15 protein-coding genes, 1 tRNA gene and 1 other annotated feature are annotated in these 17,017 nt (G+C 42.1%); of the genes, 14 read left to right on the top strand and 2 right to left on the bottom strand.

Going from position 1 to position 17,017, the window contains the following annotated elements; translation table 11 throughout:
- Positions 1–18 precede the first annotated feature (18 nt).
- Both whiA and ACH0BF_RS11955 read left to right on the top strand, forming a co-directional pair.
- Positions 19–966, top strand: coding sequence for a DNA-binding protein WhiA (gene whiA, locus ACH0BF_RS11960; protein WP_340852378.1), 948 nt, complete (start codon positions 19–21; stop codon positions 964–966).
- 18 nt (positions 967–984) lie between these two features.
- A complete protein-coding gene (locus ACH0BF_RS11955; RefSeq protein ID WP_120034668.1) occupies positions 985–1,248 on the top strand; it encodes an HPr family phosphocarrier protein in 264 nt (87 codons plus the stop codon).
- Between the two features lie 171 nt (positions 1,249–1,419).
- On the opposite strand, the gene clpP is transcribed toward ACH0BF_RS11955, so the two are convergent.
- Entirely contained in the window at positions 1,420–2,016 is a 597-nt protein-coding gene (clpP, locus tag ACH0BF_RS11950) for an ATP-dependent Clp endopeptidase proteolytic subunit ClpP (RefSeq protein WP_120034666.1), read from the bottom strand.
- A 249-nt stretch (positions 2,017–2,265) separates the two neighbouring features.
- On the opposite strand from clpP, the gene ACH0BF_RS11945 reads away from it, so the two are divergent.
- From ACH0BF_RS11945 to secG, 10 genes are all read left to right on the top strand, one after another.
- A tRNA-Arg gene (locus ACH0BF_RS11945) sits at positions 2,266–2,337 on the top strand.
- 495 nt (positions 2,338–2,832) lie between these two features.
- Entirely contained in the window at positions 2,833–4,161 is a 1,329-nt protein-coding gene (gene rpoN, locus ACH0BF_RS11940) for an RNA polymerase factor sigma-54 (protein ID WP_120037928.1), read from the top strand.
- Positions 4,162–4,180: 19 nt separating this feature from the next.
- Positions 4,181–4,417 carry a glutaredoxin family protein gene (locus ACH0BF_RS11935; RefSeq protein ID WP_120034664.1) on the top strand — a complete coding sequence of 79 codons (237 nt, stop codon included), beginning with the start codon at positions 4,181–4,183 and terminating at the stop codon, positions 4,415–4,417.
- A 153-nt stretch (positions 4,418–4,570) separates the two neighbouring features.
- Positions 4,571–5,599, top strand: coding sequence for a sugar-binding transcriptional regulator (locus ACH0BF_RS11930; protein ID WP_340852382.1), 1,029 nt, complete (start codon positions 4,571–4,573; stop codon positions 5,597–5,599).
- A gap of 87 nt (positions 5,600–5,686) precedes the next feature.
- Positions 5,687–6,694: a type I glyceraldehyde-3-phosphate dehydrogenase gene (gap, locus tag ACH0BF_RS11925; RefSeq protein WP_340852384.1), complete on the top strand. Its 1,008-nt coding sequence runs from the start codon at positions 5,687–5,689 to the stop codon at positions 6,692–6,694.
- Between the two features lie 166 nt (positions 6,695–6,860).
- Positions 6,861–8,045: a phosphoglycerate kinase gene (locus tag ACH0BF_RS11920; RefSeq protein ID WP_340852385.1), complete on the top strand. Its 1,185-nt coding sequence runs from the start codon at positions 6,861–6,863 to the stop codon at positions 8,043–8,045.
- Between the two features lie 32 nt (positions 8,046–8,077).
- Positions 8,078–8,839, top strand: coding sequence for a triose-phosphate isomerase (gene tpiA, locus ACH0BF_RS11915; protein WP_120034658.1), 762 nt, complete (start codon positions 8,078–8,080; stop codon positions 8,837–8,839).
- Positions 8,832–10,367 carry a 2,3-bisphosphoglycerate-independent phosphoglycerate mutase gene (gene gpmI, locus ACH0BF_RS11910; RefSeq protein WP_406909416.1) on the top strand — a complete coding sequence of 512 codons (1,536 nt, stop codon included), beginning with the start codon at positions 8,832–8,834 and terminating at the stop codon, positions 10,365–10,367. Before tpiA ends, gpmI begins: the two co-directional genes overlap by 8 nt.
- 27 nt (positions 10,368–10,394) lie before the next feature.
- Positions 10,395–11,690 (top strand): phosphopyruvate hydratase, encoded by a 1,296-nt coding sequence (eno, locus tag ACH0BF_RS11905; protein ID WP_120034654.1) that lies wholly within the window; start codon positions 10,395–10,397, stop codon positions 11,688–11,690.
- 127 nt (positions 11,691–11,817) lie between these two features.
- The gene (gene secG, locus ACH0BF_RS11900; protein WP_340852390.1) at positions 11,818–12,054 is read left to right on the top strand and encodes a preprotein translocase subunit SecG; all 237 of its coding nucleotides are present in this window, start codon (positions 11,818–11,820) and stop codon (positions 12,052–12,054) included.
- Between the two features lie 139 nt (positions 12,055–12,193).
- Here the strand turns inward: secG and ACH0BF_RS11895 are convergent, their stop codons facing one another.
- Positions 12,194–13,579 carry an APC family permease gene (locus ACH0BF_RS11895; RefSeq protein WP_340852391.1) on the bottom strand — a complete coding sequence of 462 codons (1,386 nt, stop codon included), beginning with the start codon at positions 13,577–13,579 and terminating at the stop codon, positions 12,194–12,196.
- Positions 13,580–13,900: 321 nt separating this feature from the next.
- Positions 13,901–14,117, top strand: a binding site (T-box leader).
- Between the two features lie 44 nt (positions 14,118–14,161).
- Between ACH0BF_RS11895 and argS the strand changes: the two genes are divergently transcribed.
- Complete coding sequence (gene argS / locus ACH0BF_RS11890) at positions 14,162–15,853, top strand: arginine--tRNA ligase (protein ID WP_340852393.1); 1,692 nt, start codon at positions 14,162–14,164, stop codon at positions 15,851–15,853.
- A 201-nt stretch (positions 15,854–16,054) separates the two neighbouring features.
- Positions 16,055–17,014 carry an agmatinase gene (gene speB, locus ACH0BF_RS11885; RefSeq protein WP_120034650.1) on the top strand — a complete coding sequence of 320 codons (960 nt, stop codon included), beginning with the start codon at positions 16,055–16,057 and terminating at the stop codon, positions 17,012–17,014.
- The last annotated feature ends 3 nt before the right edge of the window (positions 17,015–17,017 follow it).

Here is a 17,017-nt window from a genome sequence, read left to right as displayed (position 1 = left end):
TGGAAGAAGGTGGCGTAGTTGTCATTTGCTTCTGAAACAAAGAAAGAGCTAACGACGCTGGAGGTAAAGGATTGCTGTGCTAGAGCCGAGCTTTCAGCGCTCATCCGCATGAATGGATCGCTCTCTTTCTCCAATCGTCTCCTTGTCGTCAATATTCAGACAGAAAACGCAGCGATTGCCAGGAGAATTTATGTACTGTTAAAGAAAAACTATGAAGTAGAAGTAGAATTGCTCGTACGAAAGAAAATGAGACTGAAAAAAAATAATATATATATCGTTCGCTTAAAAGAAAGAGCGCGTGACATTCTTGAGGATTTAGCGATTATTGAAAATTCATTTTCTTTTGTGCACAATATATCTTCGTCCTTAATTGAAAAAAAATGCTGTCGTCGCTCGTATTTACGCGGTGCGTTTTTGGCAGGAGGATCTGTAAATAATCCTGAAACATCTTCTTATCATTTAGAGATATTTTCGCTTTACAAAGAGCATAATGATGCTTTGTGCGAGCTGATGAATAGCTTTGACTTAAACAGTAAAACGCTCGAGCGTAAAAAAGGATTTATCACCTATTTAAAAGAAGCAGAAAAAATCACCGAATTTCTTAATATTGTAGGGGCTCACAGTGCATTGTTGCGCTTTGAGGATGTCCGCATTGTGAGAGACATGCGCAATTCCGTTAACCGTCTTGTGAACTGCGAAACGGCTAATTTAAATAAAACGATCGGTGCGGCTTTGCGCCAAGTAGAAAACATCCGTTTTATTGAATCATCTGTCGGTTTGGATGTATTGCCAGACAAATTGCGTGAAATTGCTGAATTGCGTGTAGCCCACCAAGATGTCACTCTCAAAGAGCTTGGTGAAATGGTATCAGGCACGGCAATCAGTAAATCGGGCATCAATCATCGGTTGCGCAAGATTGATGAAATCGCTGAAAAACTACGAGCAAATGAACCAATTAATAAATAATTGAAAGAGGAGATAGTTATGATTGAAAAAACAACAGAAGTTCAATTGAAAACAGGACTGCAAGCACGGCCAGCTGCATTATTTGTTCAGGAGGCAAATCGCTTTTCTTCGGAAATTCATCTTGAAAAGGAAGGAAAGAAAGTCAATGCTAAGAGTATTATGGGAATTATGAGCTTAGCGATTAATCGCGGTTGCACGGTGACATTGTCTATTGACGGCCGTGATGAAGAAGAAGCAATGGCAGCCCTTGTTGAGTTCGTTGAAAAAGAAGGGAACTACTAAAAATAGCGGGCGATGTGCAGAAGCGTTTTACAGATGTGCAAAGCCCGGTGGCCACTACATAAATACTTTGACATCATATTTCTTCAACCGATGACTTTATATCCATGTAGAAAGCAAAAGGGCTGCTCCAAAGCCAGCGGGTTGCTGGTTTTTAGAGCAGCCTTTTTTATTTTACTTGTTAGGAAGTTCGTTGCGTGTCAAAATTTTATCAATCAAACCATACTCAAGTGCGCGTTCAGCAGTCATAAAGTTATCGCGGTCTGTGTCTCTGGCAATCACTTCAAGCGGCTGTCCAGTGCGATCGGCTAGAATTTGATTTAATTTATCACGCAAGAAGAGAATGCGTTTAGCAGCAATTTCGATTTCAGTTGCCTGTCCTTGTGCTCCACCAAGAGGCTGGTGAATCATGACTTCGCTGTTTGGAAGAGCATAGCGTTTGCCTTTTGCTCCAGCTGCCAGCAGGAAAGCTCCCATAGATGCTGCCATGCCGATACAAATCGTTTGAACATCCGGCTTAATAAACTGGATGGTATCATAGATAGCCATGCCGGCAGTGATGCTTCCGCCTGGGCTATTAATATAAATGGAGATGTCTTTTTCTGGATTCTCTGCCTCAAGGAACAAGAGCTGAGATACGATAGAATTGGCTACATTGTCATCAATTCCACTGCCAAGCATAATGATGCGGTCTTTCAATAAGCGTGAATAGATGTCATAAGCACGCTCTCCGCGATTCGTCTGTTCAATAACTGTAGGGATTAAATTCATTTTCTTTCCTCCTTGAAAAATGAAATAGTTAGAAATTCTTATGTAGTAGTATCATACATTGATGGTCAATTAAGGTCAAATAATATGGCTTATTTGGAAAATGATTCTTCTTCATAGATTTCTATTATACCCACTTGAATTCCTGCTAAACCTGTAAGAAAAGCAACAGAACTTATTTGTGAGAAAACTTTCAAATAATGATTGCTTTTGCTAAAGGTTTCCGCTATAATTTTGTAGTGTACTGATTAAGCCCTCGTGGTGCAACGGATAGCACGTGAGATTCCGGTTCTTAAGATGTGGGTTCGATTCCTGCCGAGGGCGTACAGCAAGCAAAGCTCCACAGTTTTCCTGGCTTAGTGCCATGAGGCTGTGGGTTTTTTTTGTTAGGTCAAATAGTGATGCATAGTTCTCTAGCCATCAACAACGATCAGTTATGAAAGGACCGTCATAAAAAGGGAAGTCAAACAAGCGATAAGCTAGCTGTTTGACCAAAAGGCTAAATAGCGAGCGAGGAACTATAGATGGGCTGCTCATTATCTAACTTTTTATGTAAACCCATTAAAAAGTATATAATATCCATTTATGTTATAGAACTAACAAAATAAAGGTTTTCTACTCTTTATTTTAGAACTTTTTCTTTGCGGCTTGATTTCCTTAGTTGGTTGCTGAAAACCTTACTCTGACGCGGATCGTTTAATTTATTTTGCTGTGACTTCCCCGTTTTATGTAACGCAGTGAGTGAAAAATTCTAAATTTTCATTCTCAAATTTTGATCCTGTTGTATAATAGAGTAGGAAGGGGGAGAGGAACTTGAGTATGCATTTAAAGCCCGGACTTTGGCAGCAGCAAACGATGAAACTCGCGATGACTCAGGAATTAACACAAGCAATTGCTTTGCTGCAATACTCTGCCCAGGAGTTAACCGAATTTTTAGAAGCGAAAACAATGGAGAATCCATTTATTCAATTAGAAGTATCCGAAATGAAAGCGCTTCAGCCGAAAGAGAAGGCAGGAACGCGCAAAGGGAGACTAGAAAAGAAAGAAGACAAAAACTGGGTGGAGCATTTAGCTGATCACTCCCAGACACTTACAGACTATTTAAGAATGCAGCTTTCGATCGTGCCGATGACTGCGGATCAAAGGCGCATACTTGATTTTTTATTATATAATATGGATGAAAACGGCTATATGTCGATTACAGTTGAAGAGGCTACACAAATGTGTCGCTGTCACGAAGAGGCGGTGGCAGAGGTATGGGAGTTAATTCGCGATTTGGAACCTGCGGGTGTTGGAGCGGCGAATTTACAAGATTGTTTGCTTTTGCAACTCGAACGCATGAAAGATGTGCCACCGCTTGTCCCAGCTATTATTAAAGATTACTTTGTTGAATTTGCTGAGAAAAATTGGCGTCTTGTTGCCAAAAAGCTGAGCGTTGACGTGAAGGAGATTCAAGAGGCTGCTGATTTTATTCAAAAGCTCAATCCAAAGCCTGGCTCTCGTTTTCACTATGAACAGCCAACCTATGTCCGTCCCGATTTAACGGTTGCGCTCAAAAACGATTCTATTGAAGTGCATTTGCTGGAAGATGAAATGCCGAAAATTGTGTTTCAGAAAGATTATTTTGACGAGCTGGCAAGCCATAAAGATGAGCAGTTAAAGGAATTTATGAAAGATAAGCAGAAAGATTATCTTTGGCTCTTAAAAAGTCTAGAGCAGCGCAAAAGAACGATTCAGCGTGTCGGCCTAAAGATTGTCGAAAAGCAAAAAGATTTTTTCTTCTATGGGCCTAGCCGCTTGCAGCCGCTCACAATGAAGGAAATTGCTGATGAGCTTGAGATTCATGAATCAACTGTCAGCCGGGCTGTTCGGGGGAAATATATGCAGACTCCCTATGGCACATACGAATTAAAAACATTTTTCCCAGCAGGCTTGTCCGGCGGGACAGAAGAAACGGCTTCAGCTGCACAGGTAAAATCAAAGATTACTGAGCTTGTTAACGGCGAAGATAAGAAAAAGCCGCTTTCCGATCAAGAAATTAGTAATCTTCTAAAAGAAGAAGGATGGAAAGTATCACGAAGAACGGTTGCAAAGTATCGGGATCAGCTCTTTATTCCTTCTTCATCAAAAAGAAAAAGATACGACTGAGAATAGAGGAATAAAACGGATGAAAGAAGTTTGTTTTTATACGCGGCCCCAATGCCGGCTCTGCGAAGAAGCGAAGCGTACGTTGGAACTGGTACGGGAAGAAACGCCGTTTCATGTTCGTGAAATTAACATTGATGAAAGTGATGAGTTAACTGAAAAGTATGGTTTAATGATTCCGGTTATTGAATTAGATGGAGAAATTGTGCAATTTGGGGATGTAGACTATCCTACCATTAGACTTAAGCTTGATTCCTAGATTATTCATTAAAGAAAATTCATATCAATTGCTTTTCAGTACCTTCCCTGTTAGAATGTTTGGTGTAACAGGGATTTATTTTTTTATCCTGGGTGGGACATGATTTTAATGAAAGGGACAAAAAACGTCCCTGTTTCAAACGAGGGGTTTCAGATGCAAACAATTATTGATATTCAAAAAAAAATTGTGCCTGATTTGCTTGATGTCTTACAAAAAAGATATGAAATCTTGCAGTCGATCCGCTTGTCACAGCCAGTTGGCAGAAGATTGTTAGCGCAATCGCTCGGATTTACAGAGCGAACACTTAGAGCAGAGGTGGATTTTTTAAAAGCACAGCGCTTAATTGACTACCGCACAACCGGCATGGTTCTAACAGAAGAAGGTATGTCTGTTCTTGAAGAATTACAGGAGTTGATGGGCAGTATAAAGGGTATACATACGATGGAAGAGAAGCTGAAAAAGCAGTTCGGGCTGGATGAAGTAATCATTGTTCATGGAGACAGCGATCAATCCTCCTGGGTAAAAAAAGAGCTTGGAAAAGCATGTGCAAATAGTATAAAACAGCGTCTACTGGCAAATAATATCATCGCAGTAACAGGGGGAACAACAACGCTCGAAGCAGCTGAGGCAATGACAGCAGATTTTGCTGGCCAAAAGGACGTGGTTTTTGTACCAGCAAGAGGGGGACTTGGTGAAGATCTCTTAAATCAGGCAAACTCCATCGTAGCAAAAATGGCAGCGAACACAGGCAGCAAACATAAATTGTTGTACGCGCCTGATCAAATTAGCCGGGAAACCCATGAGTCGATCTTAAAAGAGCCAACTATTAAGGAAGTGCTTGAGCTTATTAAGTCTTCTACTCTCGTCTTGCATGGAATCGGTGAGGCAATTACGATGGCGAAGCGCCGAAACACCCCTGAAGAGGAATTTCAGAAAGTTAAAGACGGAAAGGCAACTGCCGAAGCGTTCGGTTATTACTTTAATGAAGAGGGAGAAATTGTTCATAGAGTGTCAACAATTGGTTTGCAGCTCGATGATCTTGCCTCCGCCCATGATGTGATTGCAGTCGCTGGCGGAACATCAAAAGGAAAAGCCATCCGTTCTTATCTGCGTGGAGCACCGAAGATTACAGTGCTCATCACAGATGAAGCGGCAGCTGAGCAGCTATTAGCTGAACAATAATTTTGTTGGAGTCAAATAAACAGCTGATATATGTTCAAAGGCTGTTCACTATAAAATTTTTAATAACTTGAAGAGGGAGCGATTTATATGACAGTAAAAGTTGGTATTAATGGATTTGGACGTATTGGACGTGTCGTTTTTCGTGCGGCGTTGAAAAATCCTTCTATAGAAGTGGTAGCGGTGAATGATTTAACAGATGCAGAGATGCTCGCCCACCTTTTGAAATATGATACCGTACACGGCACATTAGAAGAAGATATCGCCGTAGAGGGAGAATATATTGTTGTTGGCGGCAAAAAAGTAAAAGTAATCGCTGAGCGTGATCCTGCCCTTCTTCCTTGGGGAGAGCTTGGCGTAGAAGTGGTTATTGAATCAACTGGTCGTTTTACAAAACGGGAAGACGCTGCAAAGCATTTAGAAGCAGGAGCAAAGAAAGTTGTTATTTCAGCACCAGCAAAGGATGAAGATATCACAATTGTAATGGGTGTAAACCAAGATAAGTATGATCCGGCCAACCATCATGTCCTTTCTAATGCATCTTGTACAACAAACTGTCTGGCACCATTTGCAAAAGTGCTAAATGATAAATTTGGTATTGTGCGTGGCATGATGACAACTGTCCATTCTTATACAAATGATCAGCAAATTCTAGATTTGCCTCATAAAGATTATCGACGTGCACGTGCGGCAGCAGAGAATATTATCCCGACAACAACAGGAGCGGCGAAAGCTGTTTCGCTCGTGCTGCCTGAATTAAAAGGCAAGTTAAACGGCATGGCGATGCGTGTGCCAACACCTAATGTTTCTGTTGTTGATTTGGTTGCTGAACTAAGAACGAATACGACGGCTGAGGAGGTAAATGATGCATTGCAAGCGGCAGCTGAAGGTGAGTTGAAAGGAATTCTTGCTTACAGTGAGGAACCACTTGTCTCACGTGATTATAATGGAAGCACTGCTTCTTCTACAATTGACGCCTTATCTACTATGGTGCTAGAAGACAATATGGTGAAAGTGCTATCCTGGTATGATAATGAGACTGGTTACTCTAACAGAGTGGTCGATCTTGTTGATTATATTGCTCAAAAAGGTCTCTAATTCGAATAGTGTGATACTAATAAGAAAATGTGTTATATTTTTCAATATCTTTATTGGAAAATGATAACCCAACATCTATAATGTAAATGGGATGAAAGGGGAGCGGGGAAAAAAGATCCCCCTCCTTTTTATTTATTTTTCTATTGAAGAGGGAGGACCTTTTTAGATGAACAAAAAGACGATGAAAGATTTGGATGTGAAAGGAAAGCGTGTGTTTTGCCGTGTGGATTTTAACGTGCCGATGAAGGACGGTGTCGTAACGGATGATACACGTATTCGGGCAGCGCTTCCAACCATCCAATATTTGTCCGACCAAGGGGCGAAAGTCATTTTGGCAAGCCATCTTGGCCGTCCGAAAGGCGAAGTAAAAGAAGAATTACGCTTAACGCCTGTGGCAGCCCGTTTGTCCCAGCTTTTTGGCAAAGAGGTAAAAAAAGTCGATGAAGCCTTTGGAGAAGCAGTTCAGCAAAAGATCGCCGCAATGAAAGACGGAGAGGTCCTATTGCTGGAAAATGTCCGCTTCTATCCAGGAGAAGAAAAAAATGATGAAGAGTTAGCAAAGCAATTTGCAGCACTTGCTGATCTCTACGTTAATGATGCCTTTGGCGCTGCTCACCGGGCCCACGCATCAACAGAGGGGATTGCCCATCATCTCCCAGCAGCTGCAGGCTTCCTTATGGAGAAAGAGCTAGATGTTCTCGGTAAAGCGTTATCTGATCCGGAGCGGCCCTTCACCGCAATTATTGGCGGCGCTAAAGTGAAAGATAAAATTGATGTCATTGATCATTTGCTTGATAAAGTGGACAATTTAATCATTGGCGGTGGTCTCGCTTTTACGTTTGTTAAAGCAAAGGGCTATGAAATCGGGAAGTCACTGCTTGAAGAAGACAAGATTCAACTGGCAAAGCAATTTATGAAAAAAGCAGAAGAAAAGGGTGTTGCCTTTCTAATGCCGATTGATGCTGTGGTTGCCGATAAGTTTTCTGAAGACGCAGAAGTAAGAGTCGTCGACATCGAAGACATCCCAGCGGATTGGATGGCGCTTGATATTGGTCCGAAAACGAGCAGTCTTTATCAAGCAGCTATCAACTCATCCAAGCTGGTGATCTGGAATGGACCAATGGGTGTATTTGAAATGGATGCTTTTGCTGAAGGAACAAAGGCAGTGGCCAAATCTCTTGCGGAAGCAGAAGGTACATATTCAGTCATTGGCGGCGGAGATTCTGCAGCAGCGGTTGAAAAGTTTCATTTGGCTGATAAAATGAGCCATATCTCAACAGGTGGCGGTGCTTCGCTTGAATTCATGGAAGGTAAGCAGCTTCCAGGGATTGTAGCTTTAGACGACAAGTAAAATCTATGAAAATAAAGAAAGGATGAAGCTTTATGCGCAAACCTATTATCGCAGGCAACTGGAAAATGCATAAAACAGCAGGAGAAGCAAAGAGTTTTGCTGAAGAAGTAAAAAACCTCGTGCCGGATGCTGTCGTAGTCGATAGTGTCATTTGTGCTCCTGCTCTGTTTTTAGACCAGCTTGTTCAGACGGTACAAGATTCCGATGTGGAGATTGGTGCCCAAACGATGCATTTTGAAGAAAGCGGAGCATTCACTGGTGAGATTAGTCCGAAAGCTCTCGCAGATCTTGGTGTAAAATATGTGATTATTGGTCACTCTGAACGCCGTGAACTGTTTAATGAGACAGATGAAACAGTGAATAAAAAAGTGCTTGCTGCTTTCAAAGCGGGGATCACGCCAATCGTATGTTGTGGTGAAACACTTGAACAACGTGAAAATGGGGAAACAAACCGTTTGGTTGCAAGCCAGATTGAAAAAGCGCTCACTGGTTTGACAGCAGAGCAAGCAGGAGAAGTTGTTATTGCCTATGAGCCAATTTGGGCCATTGGAACAGGTAAATCTTCCACAGCAGAAGAGGCGAATGAAGTATGTGCTCATATTCGCCAAACAGTCGCCAAAAAGTTTTCACAGGAAGCAGCTGATAGTCTGCGCATCCAGTACGGTGGCAGTGTAAAGCCAACTAACATTAGTGAATTTATTGCTCAGTCGGATATTGACGGTGCGCTTGTAGGCGGAGCCAGCCTGGAGCCTGCTTCGTTTTTGCAACTGCTGGAGGCTGTCAACCATGGCTAAATCACCTGTTGCATTGATTATTTTGGATGGCTTTGCCTGCCGGGCCGAGACAAAAGGAAATGCAGTAGTCCAGGCAAAAAAGCCAAATTTTGATCGCTATTGGGAGCAGTTTCCCCATGCGACCTTAACAGCGAGTGGGGAAGCGGTAGGTCTTCCTGAAGGCCAAATGGGAAATTCTGAGGTAGGCCATTTAAACATTGGGGCTGGCCGTATCGTCTATCAGAATTTAACACGCATTAATATCTCTATTCGTGAAAAAGAATTTTTCAAAAATGAAGCCTTTTTGCAAGCGATTCAACATGCGAAGAAGCATGGATCCGCTCTTCACTTGTTTGGATTGTTATCTGACGGCGGCGTTCATAGCCATATTGAGCATCTATTTGCTTTGTTAAAGCTTGCGGCACAAGAGGGGCTTAAGAAGGTATATGTTCATGCATTCTTAGATGGCCGTGATGTCGGTCCGCAGACGGCAAAGGGATATATTGAAGAAACACTTGAAAAAATGCAGGAATATGGAGTGGGCCAATTTGCCACCATTTCCGGCCGCTATTATGCAATGGACCGGGACAAGCGCTGGGATCGGGTAGAGAAAACATACCGCGCTATGGTTTACAACGAAGCACCATTTTTTGAGAATCCACTTGAAGTGGTGGAGGAATCTTATGCAAATGGCATTTATGATGAGTTTGTAGTGCCAGCTGTGTTAACAAATGAAGCGGGCCAGCCGGTGGCGAAAGTAGAAGATAATGATGCCATCATCTTTTTCAACTTCCGACCAGACCGGGCGATTCAATTATCAAATGTGTTTACAAATGAAGAGTTTGAAGGGTTTGATCGTGGCGATCAGCTGCCGGAGAATCTCTACTTCGTTTGTATGACCCCTTACAGTGTGACAGTTAAAGGTGTGATTGCTTTTAACAATGTCGACCTGACCAATACAATCGGGGAAGTATTATCTGCTCATGGGTTAAGCCAGCTGCGCATTGCGGAAACGGAAAAATACCCGCATGTTACGTTCTTTATGAGCGGGGGCAGAGAAAAAGAATTTTCGGGAGAAAAAAGAATTTTAATAAATTCCCCGAAAGTAGCGACCTATGATTTAAAGCCAGAAATGAGCGCCTATGAAGTAACAGAAGCGCTTCTTGATGAAATTAATAATGACCGTCAGGATGCCATTATTTTAAACTTTGCTAATCCTGATATGGTTGGCCATTCAGGGCTGTTGCAGCCAACAATCAAGGCGGTAGAAACAGTCGATGAGTGTCTGGGACGAATCGTTGATTTAATTATTTCCAAAGGCGGAGCTGCGATTATTACTGCAGACCATGGAAATGCTGATGAAGTAATCACATTAGAAGGGGAGCCGATGACGGCTCATACAACAAATCCAGTGCCAGTCATTGTTACAAAGAAAGGCATCGAATTGCGAGAAGGCGGCATTCTTGGTGACTTGGCACCAACTATGCTTGATTTGCTGAAAATAGAGAAGCCAGCAGAAATGACGGGTACATCTCTAATTAAAAAATAAATGTTTTGTAAAAAAGGAGAGAATGTTATGCCAATTATTACTGATATTTACGCACGTGAAGTGTTAGATTCCCGTGGAAATCCAACAGTAGAAGTAGAAGTTTACACACAATCCGGAGCTTTTGGAAGAGCGCTTGTTCCATCCGGCGCTTCTACAGGAGAGTACGAAGCAGTAGAGCTGCGTGATGGCGATAAAAGCCGTTATCTTGGCAAAGGGGTACTGAAAGCAGTTGAAAATGTGAACGATGTAATCGCGCCGGAACTAGTCGGCAGCTTTGAGGTACTGGATCAAATTGGTATTGACCGTGCCATGATTGAATTAGATGGAACAGACAATAAGGGCAAGCTTGGAGCCAATGCGATTCTAGGTGTGTCTATGGCTGTAGCTCATGCCGCTGCTGATTTCCTCGGTGTTCATTTATATGAATACCTTGGCGGTGTGAACTCTAAACAACTGCCAGTGCCGATGATGAATATTCTAAATGGCGGTGAGCATGCGGATAACAACGTTGATATTCAAGAGTTCATGGTCATGCCAGTTGGAGCAGAAAGCTTTAAAGAAGCACTTCGTATGGGTGCGGAAATTTTTCATAGCTTAAAAGCCGTTTTAAAAGAAAAAGGACTAAACACTGCAGTGGGTGACGAAGGCGGATTTGCTCCAAACTTAAAATCAAACGAAGAAGCCTTGCAAACCATTATTGAAGCGATTGAAAAAGCAGGTTATACACCTGGAGAACAAGTGAAACTAGCAATGGATGCTGCTTCTTCTGAGTTCTTTAATAAAGAAGACGGTAAATATCATTTAAGCGGAGAAGGAGTTGTGAAAACTTCTGCGGAAATGGTGGATTGGTATGAAGAAATGGTTTCTAAGTATCCGATCATCTCTATTGAAGATGGCTTAGATGAAAATGACTGGGAAGGCCATAAAATGCTGACTGAACGCATTGGAAATAGAGTTCAGCTTGTCGGCGATGACTTATTCGTAACGAATACGAAGAAACTTGCTCAAGGAATCGAACAAGGAGTAGGCAATGCTATCCTTATTAAAGTAAACCAAATCGGTACATTGACTGAAACATTTGATGCTATTGAAATGGCTAAACGTGCAGGCTATACAGCCGTTATTTCCCACCGTTCCGGTGAAACGGAAGATGCAACAATTGCTGATATCGCTGTTGCGACAAATGCCGGTCAAATTAAAACAGGCGCACCATCCAGAACAGACCGTGTAGCTAAGTATAACCAGCTTCTTCGCATTGAAGACCAGCTTGGAGAGCTTGCTCAATACTTAGGCGATAAAACATTCTATAACTTGAAAAAATAAGGAAAATCAGGGCCAGCCTCCCATCTTTTTAAGTGATGGGAAGCTGGCCTCTTGTTATTTTATTCACATTTTTGTTTTTTTGTGTTAAACTTGGTGTATTCGTATGCTCGTTCATGGAGGTAGAAACATGCTACACACTTTGTTAGTAACTCTGCTTGTGATTGTATCGATTGCGTTAATTGCTGTTGTGCTGCTGCAATCTGGAAAAAGTGCCGGGTTGTCCGGGGCGATTTCCGGCGGAGCGGAACAGCTTTTTGGTAAACAGAAAGCACGGGGGATTGATTTAGTCTTGCACCGTGTAACGGTTGTGTTAGCGATTTTGTTTTTTGCTTTAACAATTGCTGTATCTTATTTTGGTTTGTAATGCAAAAAGGGCTGACCCGAAAGCCGGTTTTTACCGTTTTTCAGGTCAGCCCTTTTTTTATTAATATTGGTTTTTATATCGTTGACCGGATCACCAATAAACACTCGTCAGGAACAGATCCTTATTTTGAAATATTATTTTACTTGTCGTTTCCTGCTCTTGGAGCAATGGATTCTGCTAAAATCTCATTTTGTTCACCAGCAAACTGTGGTGGTTGTTTTCGGAAGCCTTTCGTCATATACAGCAAGTAGGAAAAGCCGATGAGTGCCCAGATGATTCCTAATGTTAGAGAGTGGATGTCCAAGTTCACCCATAGCACACCAACAATCGCAGCTCCAATTAAGGGCATAACCAAATAATTAACAAATCCTTTCACTGTTTTATGCTGTTTCTTCTGAATAACAAAGTAGCTAATGACAGATAAGTTAACGAATGTGAAAGCGATCAAGGCGCCAAAATTGATGAGCGAGGTAGCTGTCACAAGATCAAGAAAGATCGCTGATAAAGAAACTATTGCTGCAATAATAATATTAAACATCGGCGTACGCCATTTTGGGTGAAGATAAGCAAACCATTTTTTCGGAAAAACATTGTCTCTTCCCATAACATACAGCAACCTTGACACACTCGCTGTAGAGGCGAGTCCGGATGCGAGTGTATTGACGAAGGTAATGCCAAGAAAGATGGATTGGAACAAAGCGCCTCCCACATATAAAGCGATTTCAGGAAGAGCGGCTTCCGGATCGTTAAATCTGGAATTGTCAGGGAAAAACACCTGAATAAAGTAAGAAGTAAGAATGAAAATAATGCCGCCCCAAAGCGCCGTGAAGAAAATCGCTTTTGGAATCGTTTTCACTGCATCAGGCGTTTCTTCCGATAAGGTGGTAACCGCATCGAACCCTAAAAAAGAAAAACAGAGAATAGTTGCTCCGGCAATGAGAGGCCCTATTTCCATGCTATCACCAAAGAAAGGCTGAGATGTTAACAGTTGACCGGTTCCTTCACCATTGCTAAGCCCTCTGATAACAAGAAATACAAATACAACCATAATGGCAATCTGTATTAAAACAAAGAGTGTATTAAAATTGGCAAGAATGTTGATGCCTCGCACGTTTATTAGCGTGACAAGCCCGACAAAACCGACGACCCATACCCATGAAGGCACGGCCGGAAATAAAGCATTCAAATAAAGTTTAGTCAGTAAAGCATTGACCATTGGTAAAAATAAATAATCAAGCAGCGAAGACCAGCCGACTAAAAATCCGAGATGAGGATTAATGGCTTTTTGAGTGTACGTGTAGGCTGAACCGGCTGAGGGGAAGACTTTGACAAGCTTTCCATAGCTGGCTGCTGTGAACAGCATCCCCGCCAAAGCGATAAAGTAAGCGGCAGGCACGTGGCCGCCAGTAATGTCTGACACAATCCCGAATGTATCAAATACAACCATAGGGGCCATGTAGGCCAGCCCAATCATGACCACTTGCCATAACTTTAAGGATTTCTTTAGACGAATGTTTTCATTCAAGGTGCATCCTCCTTTTGTAGCATAAATTTGAAATCTCCAAACATTCTTACAATTTTTGTGCCAACTCTAAGAGAAGGACGAGAATAAATTTAAATTAATTAAGGAAAAGGCGAGCTTTTAAAAATATATTTTAAACTATTATTAGGTTTATTTAATACATTATTTTTTGTTAATTCTATTCATTTTTGCATAAATTATTATGAAGTGAATAGGAAAATTAGATGATGAAGGACTTTTTATTCATTTGACGAGTTTTAGAATTTGGCACAAATCTTGCAAAAGTGTAAAAAATATAAGGGATAAAAATTGAATTTATAAATATAAAAGTCGATGAGGAAGAGAGTAATCATTATGAGGGACTTAGCGAATCAGGGATAGTGAAAGCCTGGTCGAAATCAAATGACGAACCGCACTTCTGAGACGCTTGTCTGAAAAGATGGTGATAGGGCAAGCCGGGTATTTCCGTTACCAAAGATGAGCCGGTTCCGTTATGGAACAAAAAGAGTGGTACCGCGGGAAAGAAACTCCCGTCTCTTCATGAAGAGACGGGAGTTTCTTTATTTTTATCATAAGGAGAGAATGATGATGTATAGTAACGAATTTGCACAAGCTCTGTATGAGGCATTAGAGGGAAGAATGGCGAAGGATCACTTGCAGCCATTAATTGAAAAGCCAAAGCATTTGGAACGTGGGGATCTAGCCTTTCCATGCTTTTCCCTGGCGAAAATTGAGCGGAAGTCGCCACAGTTGATTGCCGAAGAGATGAGCCGAAAAGTAAATTCTCCGCTTTTTGAGAAAGTAGAGGCGGCTGGGGGATATCTTAATGTGTTTCTGAACAAACAAAAAGTAACTGCTCAAGTGCTGGAAGAGGTATTAGCGAAAAAAAATCATTTTGGCGCATCAAACAGTGGAAAAGGAAAAACTATTGCCATTGACATGTCTTCACCTAATATCGCCAAGCCATTCTCCATGGGGCATCTTCGTTCAACGGTGATCGGCCATTCCCTTGCCCTCTTATTAGCCGAGTGCGGTTACAAGCCTGTGAAAATTAATCACCTCGGTGATTGGGGCACGCAATTTGGCAAGCTGATTACGGCTTACAAAAATTGGGGAGATGAAGCTAAAGTAAGAGCAAACCCGATTAAGGAACTGCTCTCTTTGTATGTAAAGTTTCATGAGGAAGCAGAAACGAACGTCCAGTTGGAAGCGGAAGGGCGTGAATGGTTTAAGAGGCTCGAAGACGGCGACGAGGAAGCAGCTAGGCTGTGGAAGTGGTTTAAAGACGAATCGCTAAAGGACTTTTCACGGATTTATGAACTGCTGGGCATTGATTTTGATTCATACGCAGGAGAGGCATTTTACAATGACAAAATGGACCGGGTCGTCCATTTACTAGAGGAGAAAGGGTTGCTTATGGAGTCAGAGCAAGCTCAAGTCGTGTCGCTGGAAGAAGAGAATCTCCCTCCTTGCCTGATTAAAAAGTCGGACGGAGCGACCTTGTATGCCACAAGGGATCTGGCAGCCGCTCTTTACCGCAAAGAGACGTACGATTTTGAAAAGGCCCTTTATGTGGTGGGTGGAGAACAGAGCCTGCACTTTAAACAACTAAAAGCTGTATTGGAAAAATTGGGCTTTGACTGGGCGGACGACCTGGTCCATGTGCCGTTTGGTATGATGCGTAAAGACGGCAAGAAGATGTCGACGAGAAAAGGACAGGTGGTTTTGCTTGAAGAAGTGCTGCAGGAGTCTATTGCCCTTGCCAAAAAGAATGTCGAACTGAAGAATCCCAACCTGTCGAATAAAGAAGAAGTAGCGAGACAAGTTGGTGTGGGTGCCATTATTTTTAACGATTTGAAAAATTATCGAATGAACGACATTGACTTTTCATTGGAGGATATTTTGCGATTTGAGGGAGAGACGGGGCCATATGTGCAATACACGCATGCAAGGGCTTGTTCTATTCTGCGAAAGGCTGGCTGGAATGCTGAGAAAGAAACGTCTATTCGATTGTCCGGTGAAAAAGAGTGGGAAGTGGTCGGCCTGCTGATGGCATTTCCAGAAGTGATTGAAAAAGCAGTAGTGACCTTTGATCCTTCACGAGTTGCCAAGCATATTATTGATCTGGCGCAAGCTTTTAACAAATACTACGCAGAAGTGAAAGTGCTCCAGGAGGATGAACAGAAGGAATCTCGCCTTGCTTTCGTTTTGGCTGTCACTCAAGTTCTAAAGACGGGGCTGTCATTGCTTGGTATTGAAGCGCCGGATGAAATGTAAAAAAACTCTATTTATCTCAAAATAAAAGTTGTGGACAGAGCGGAAAACGAATCAATATGTTTTCCGTTCTAAAATAGTGGGGTCCACACAGAAAACTATTTTAAAAAGTTTAAAATAGTTTGACTTTTCCTCAAACTGGTTTTATAGTAAAACTAACTACCGGTAGTTAGTAACATTTTATAACAATAGGAGCTGACAAAAATGAAATATCCACTTTCACCTGATGTAAAGCCTGAATTTTGTACGACTGGCACGTTTATGCGTTTGCCTTCCTCAAATGAAAATGCAAAGCTGGCGATCTTAGGAATGCCCTTTGATACAGCTGCTTCTTTTCGCGTTGGAGCGCGCTTTGCACCTCAAGCTATTCGCCAGGCCTCAATGACACTTTTTCCTTATCATCCGATTCATGAGGTATATCCGTTCGATGATTGCAATGCCATTGATATAGGAGATGTGCCCGTTATCCCTCATAATATCCATCGCAGCTATGAACTGATCGAAAATGCGATGGTCGATTTAATGAAGCAAGGAATCATTCCTATTGGTTTAGGAGGAGACCATTCTGTGACGCTGGCTAACCTTCGCGCTGCAGCCAAAATACATGGACCGGTTGCTTTAATCCACTTTGATTCCCATACAGATACATGGGATACATATTACGAGGAGAAGTACTGGCACGGTTCCCCGTTTATCCGGGCGCATGAAGAAGGATTGCTGCAACCAGATAAAGTATTTCAAATTGGTATTCGAGGAACATTAAATCACCCAGGAGACATGCAAGCGAGTTATGATTTAGGATATCAGGTAATCACAACTCCTGAACTTCATGAACGCGGATTCGAGAGTGTGCTAAAGCAAATGAAAGAGGTTATTGGCGACACACCGTGCTTTTTAACATTTGACATTGACTTTGTGGATCCTTCTTGTGCTCCAGGAACAGGAACATTGGAAGTGGGCGGTTTTAATAGTCTCGAAACATTGAAAATGGTTCGCTCCCTCACAGGATTCAATTATGTTGGCTTTGATTTGGTAGAAGTGCTACCTACTTACGATCCAACGCAGATTACGTCCTTGTTAGCGGCTACACTTGTCCATGAATTTGCAAGCCTTACCGCATTAAATATTAAAGATAAAAACAAGGAAAACGTTCTAGCTAAGTAGTCT

Source organism: Pseudobacillus sp. 179-B 2D1 NHS, from assembly GCF_045370945.1.
Classification (GTDB): Bacteria; Bacillota; Bacilli; order Bacillales; family Domibacillaceae; genus Pseudobacillus.
Note: the sequence above shows the minus strand (reverse complement) of the source record. Positions and strands in the feature narration are given on the sequence as shown.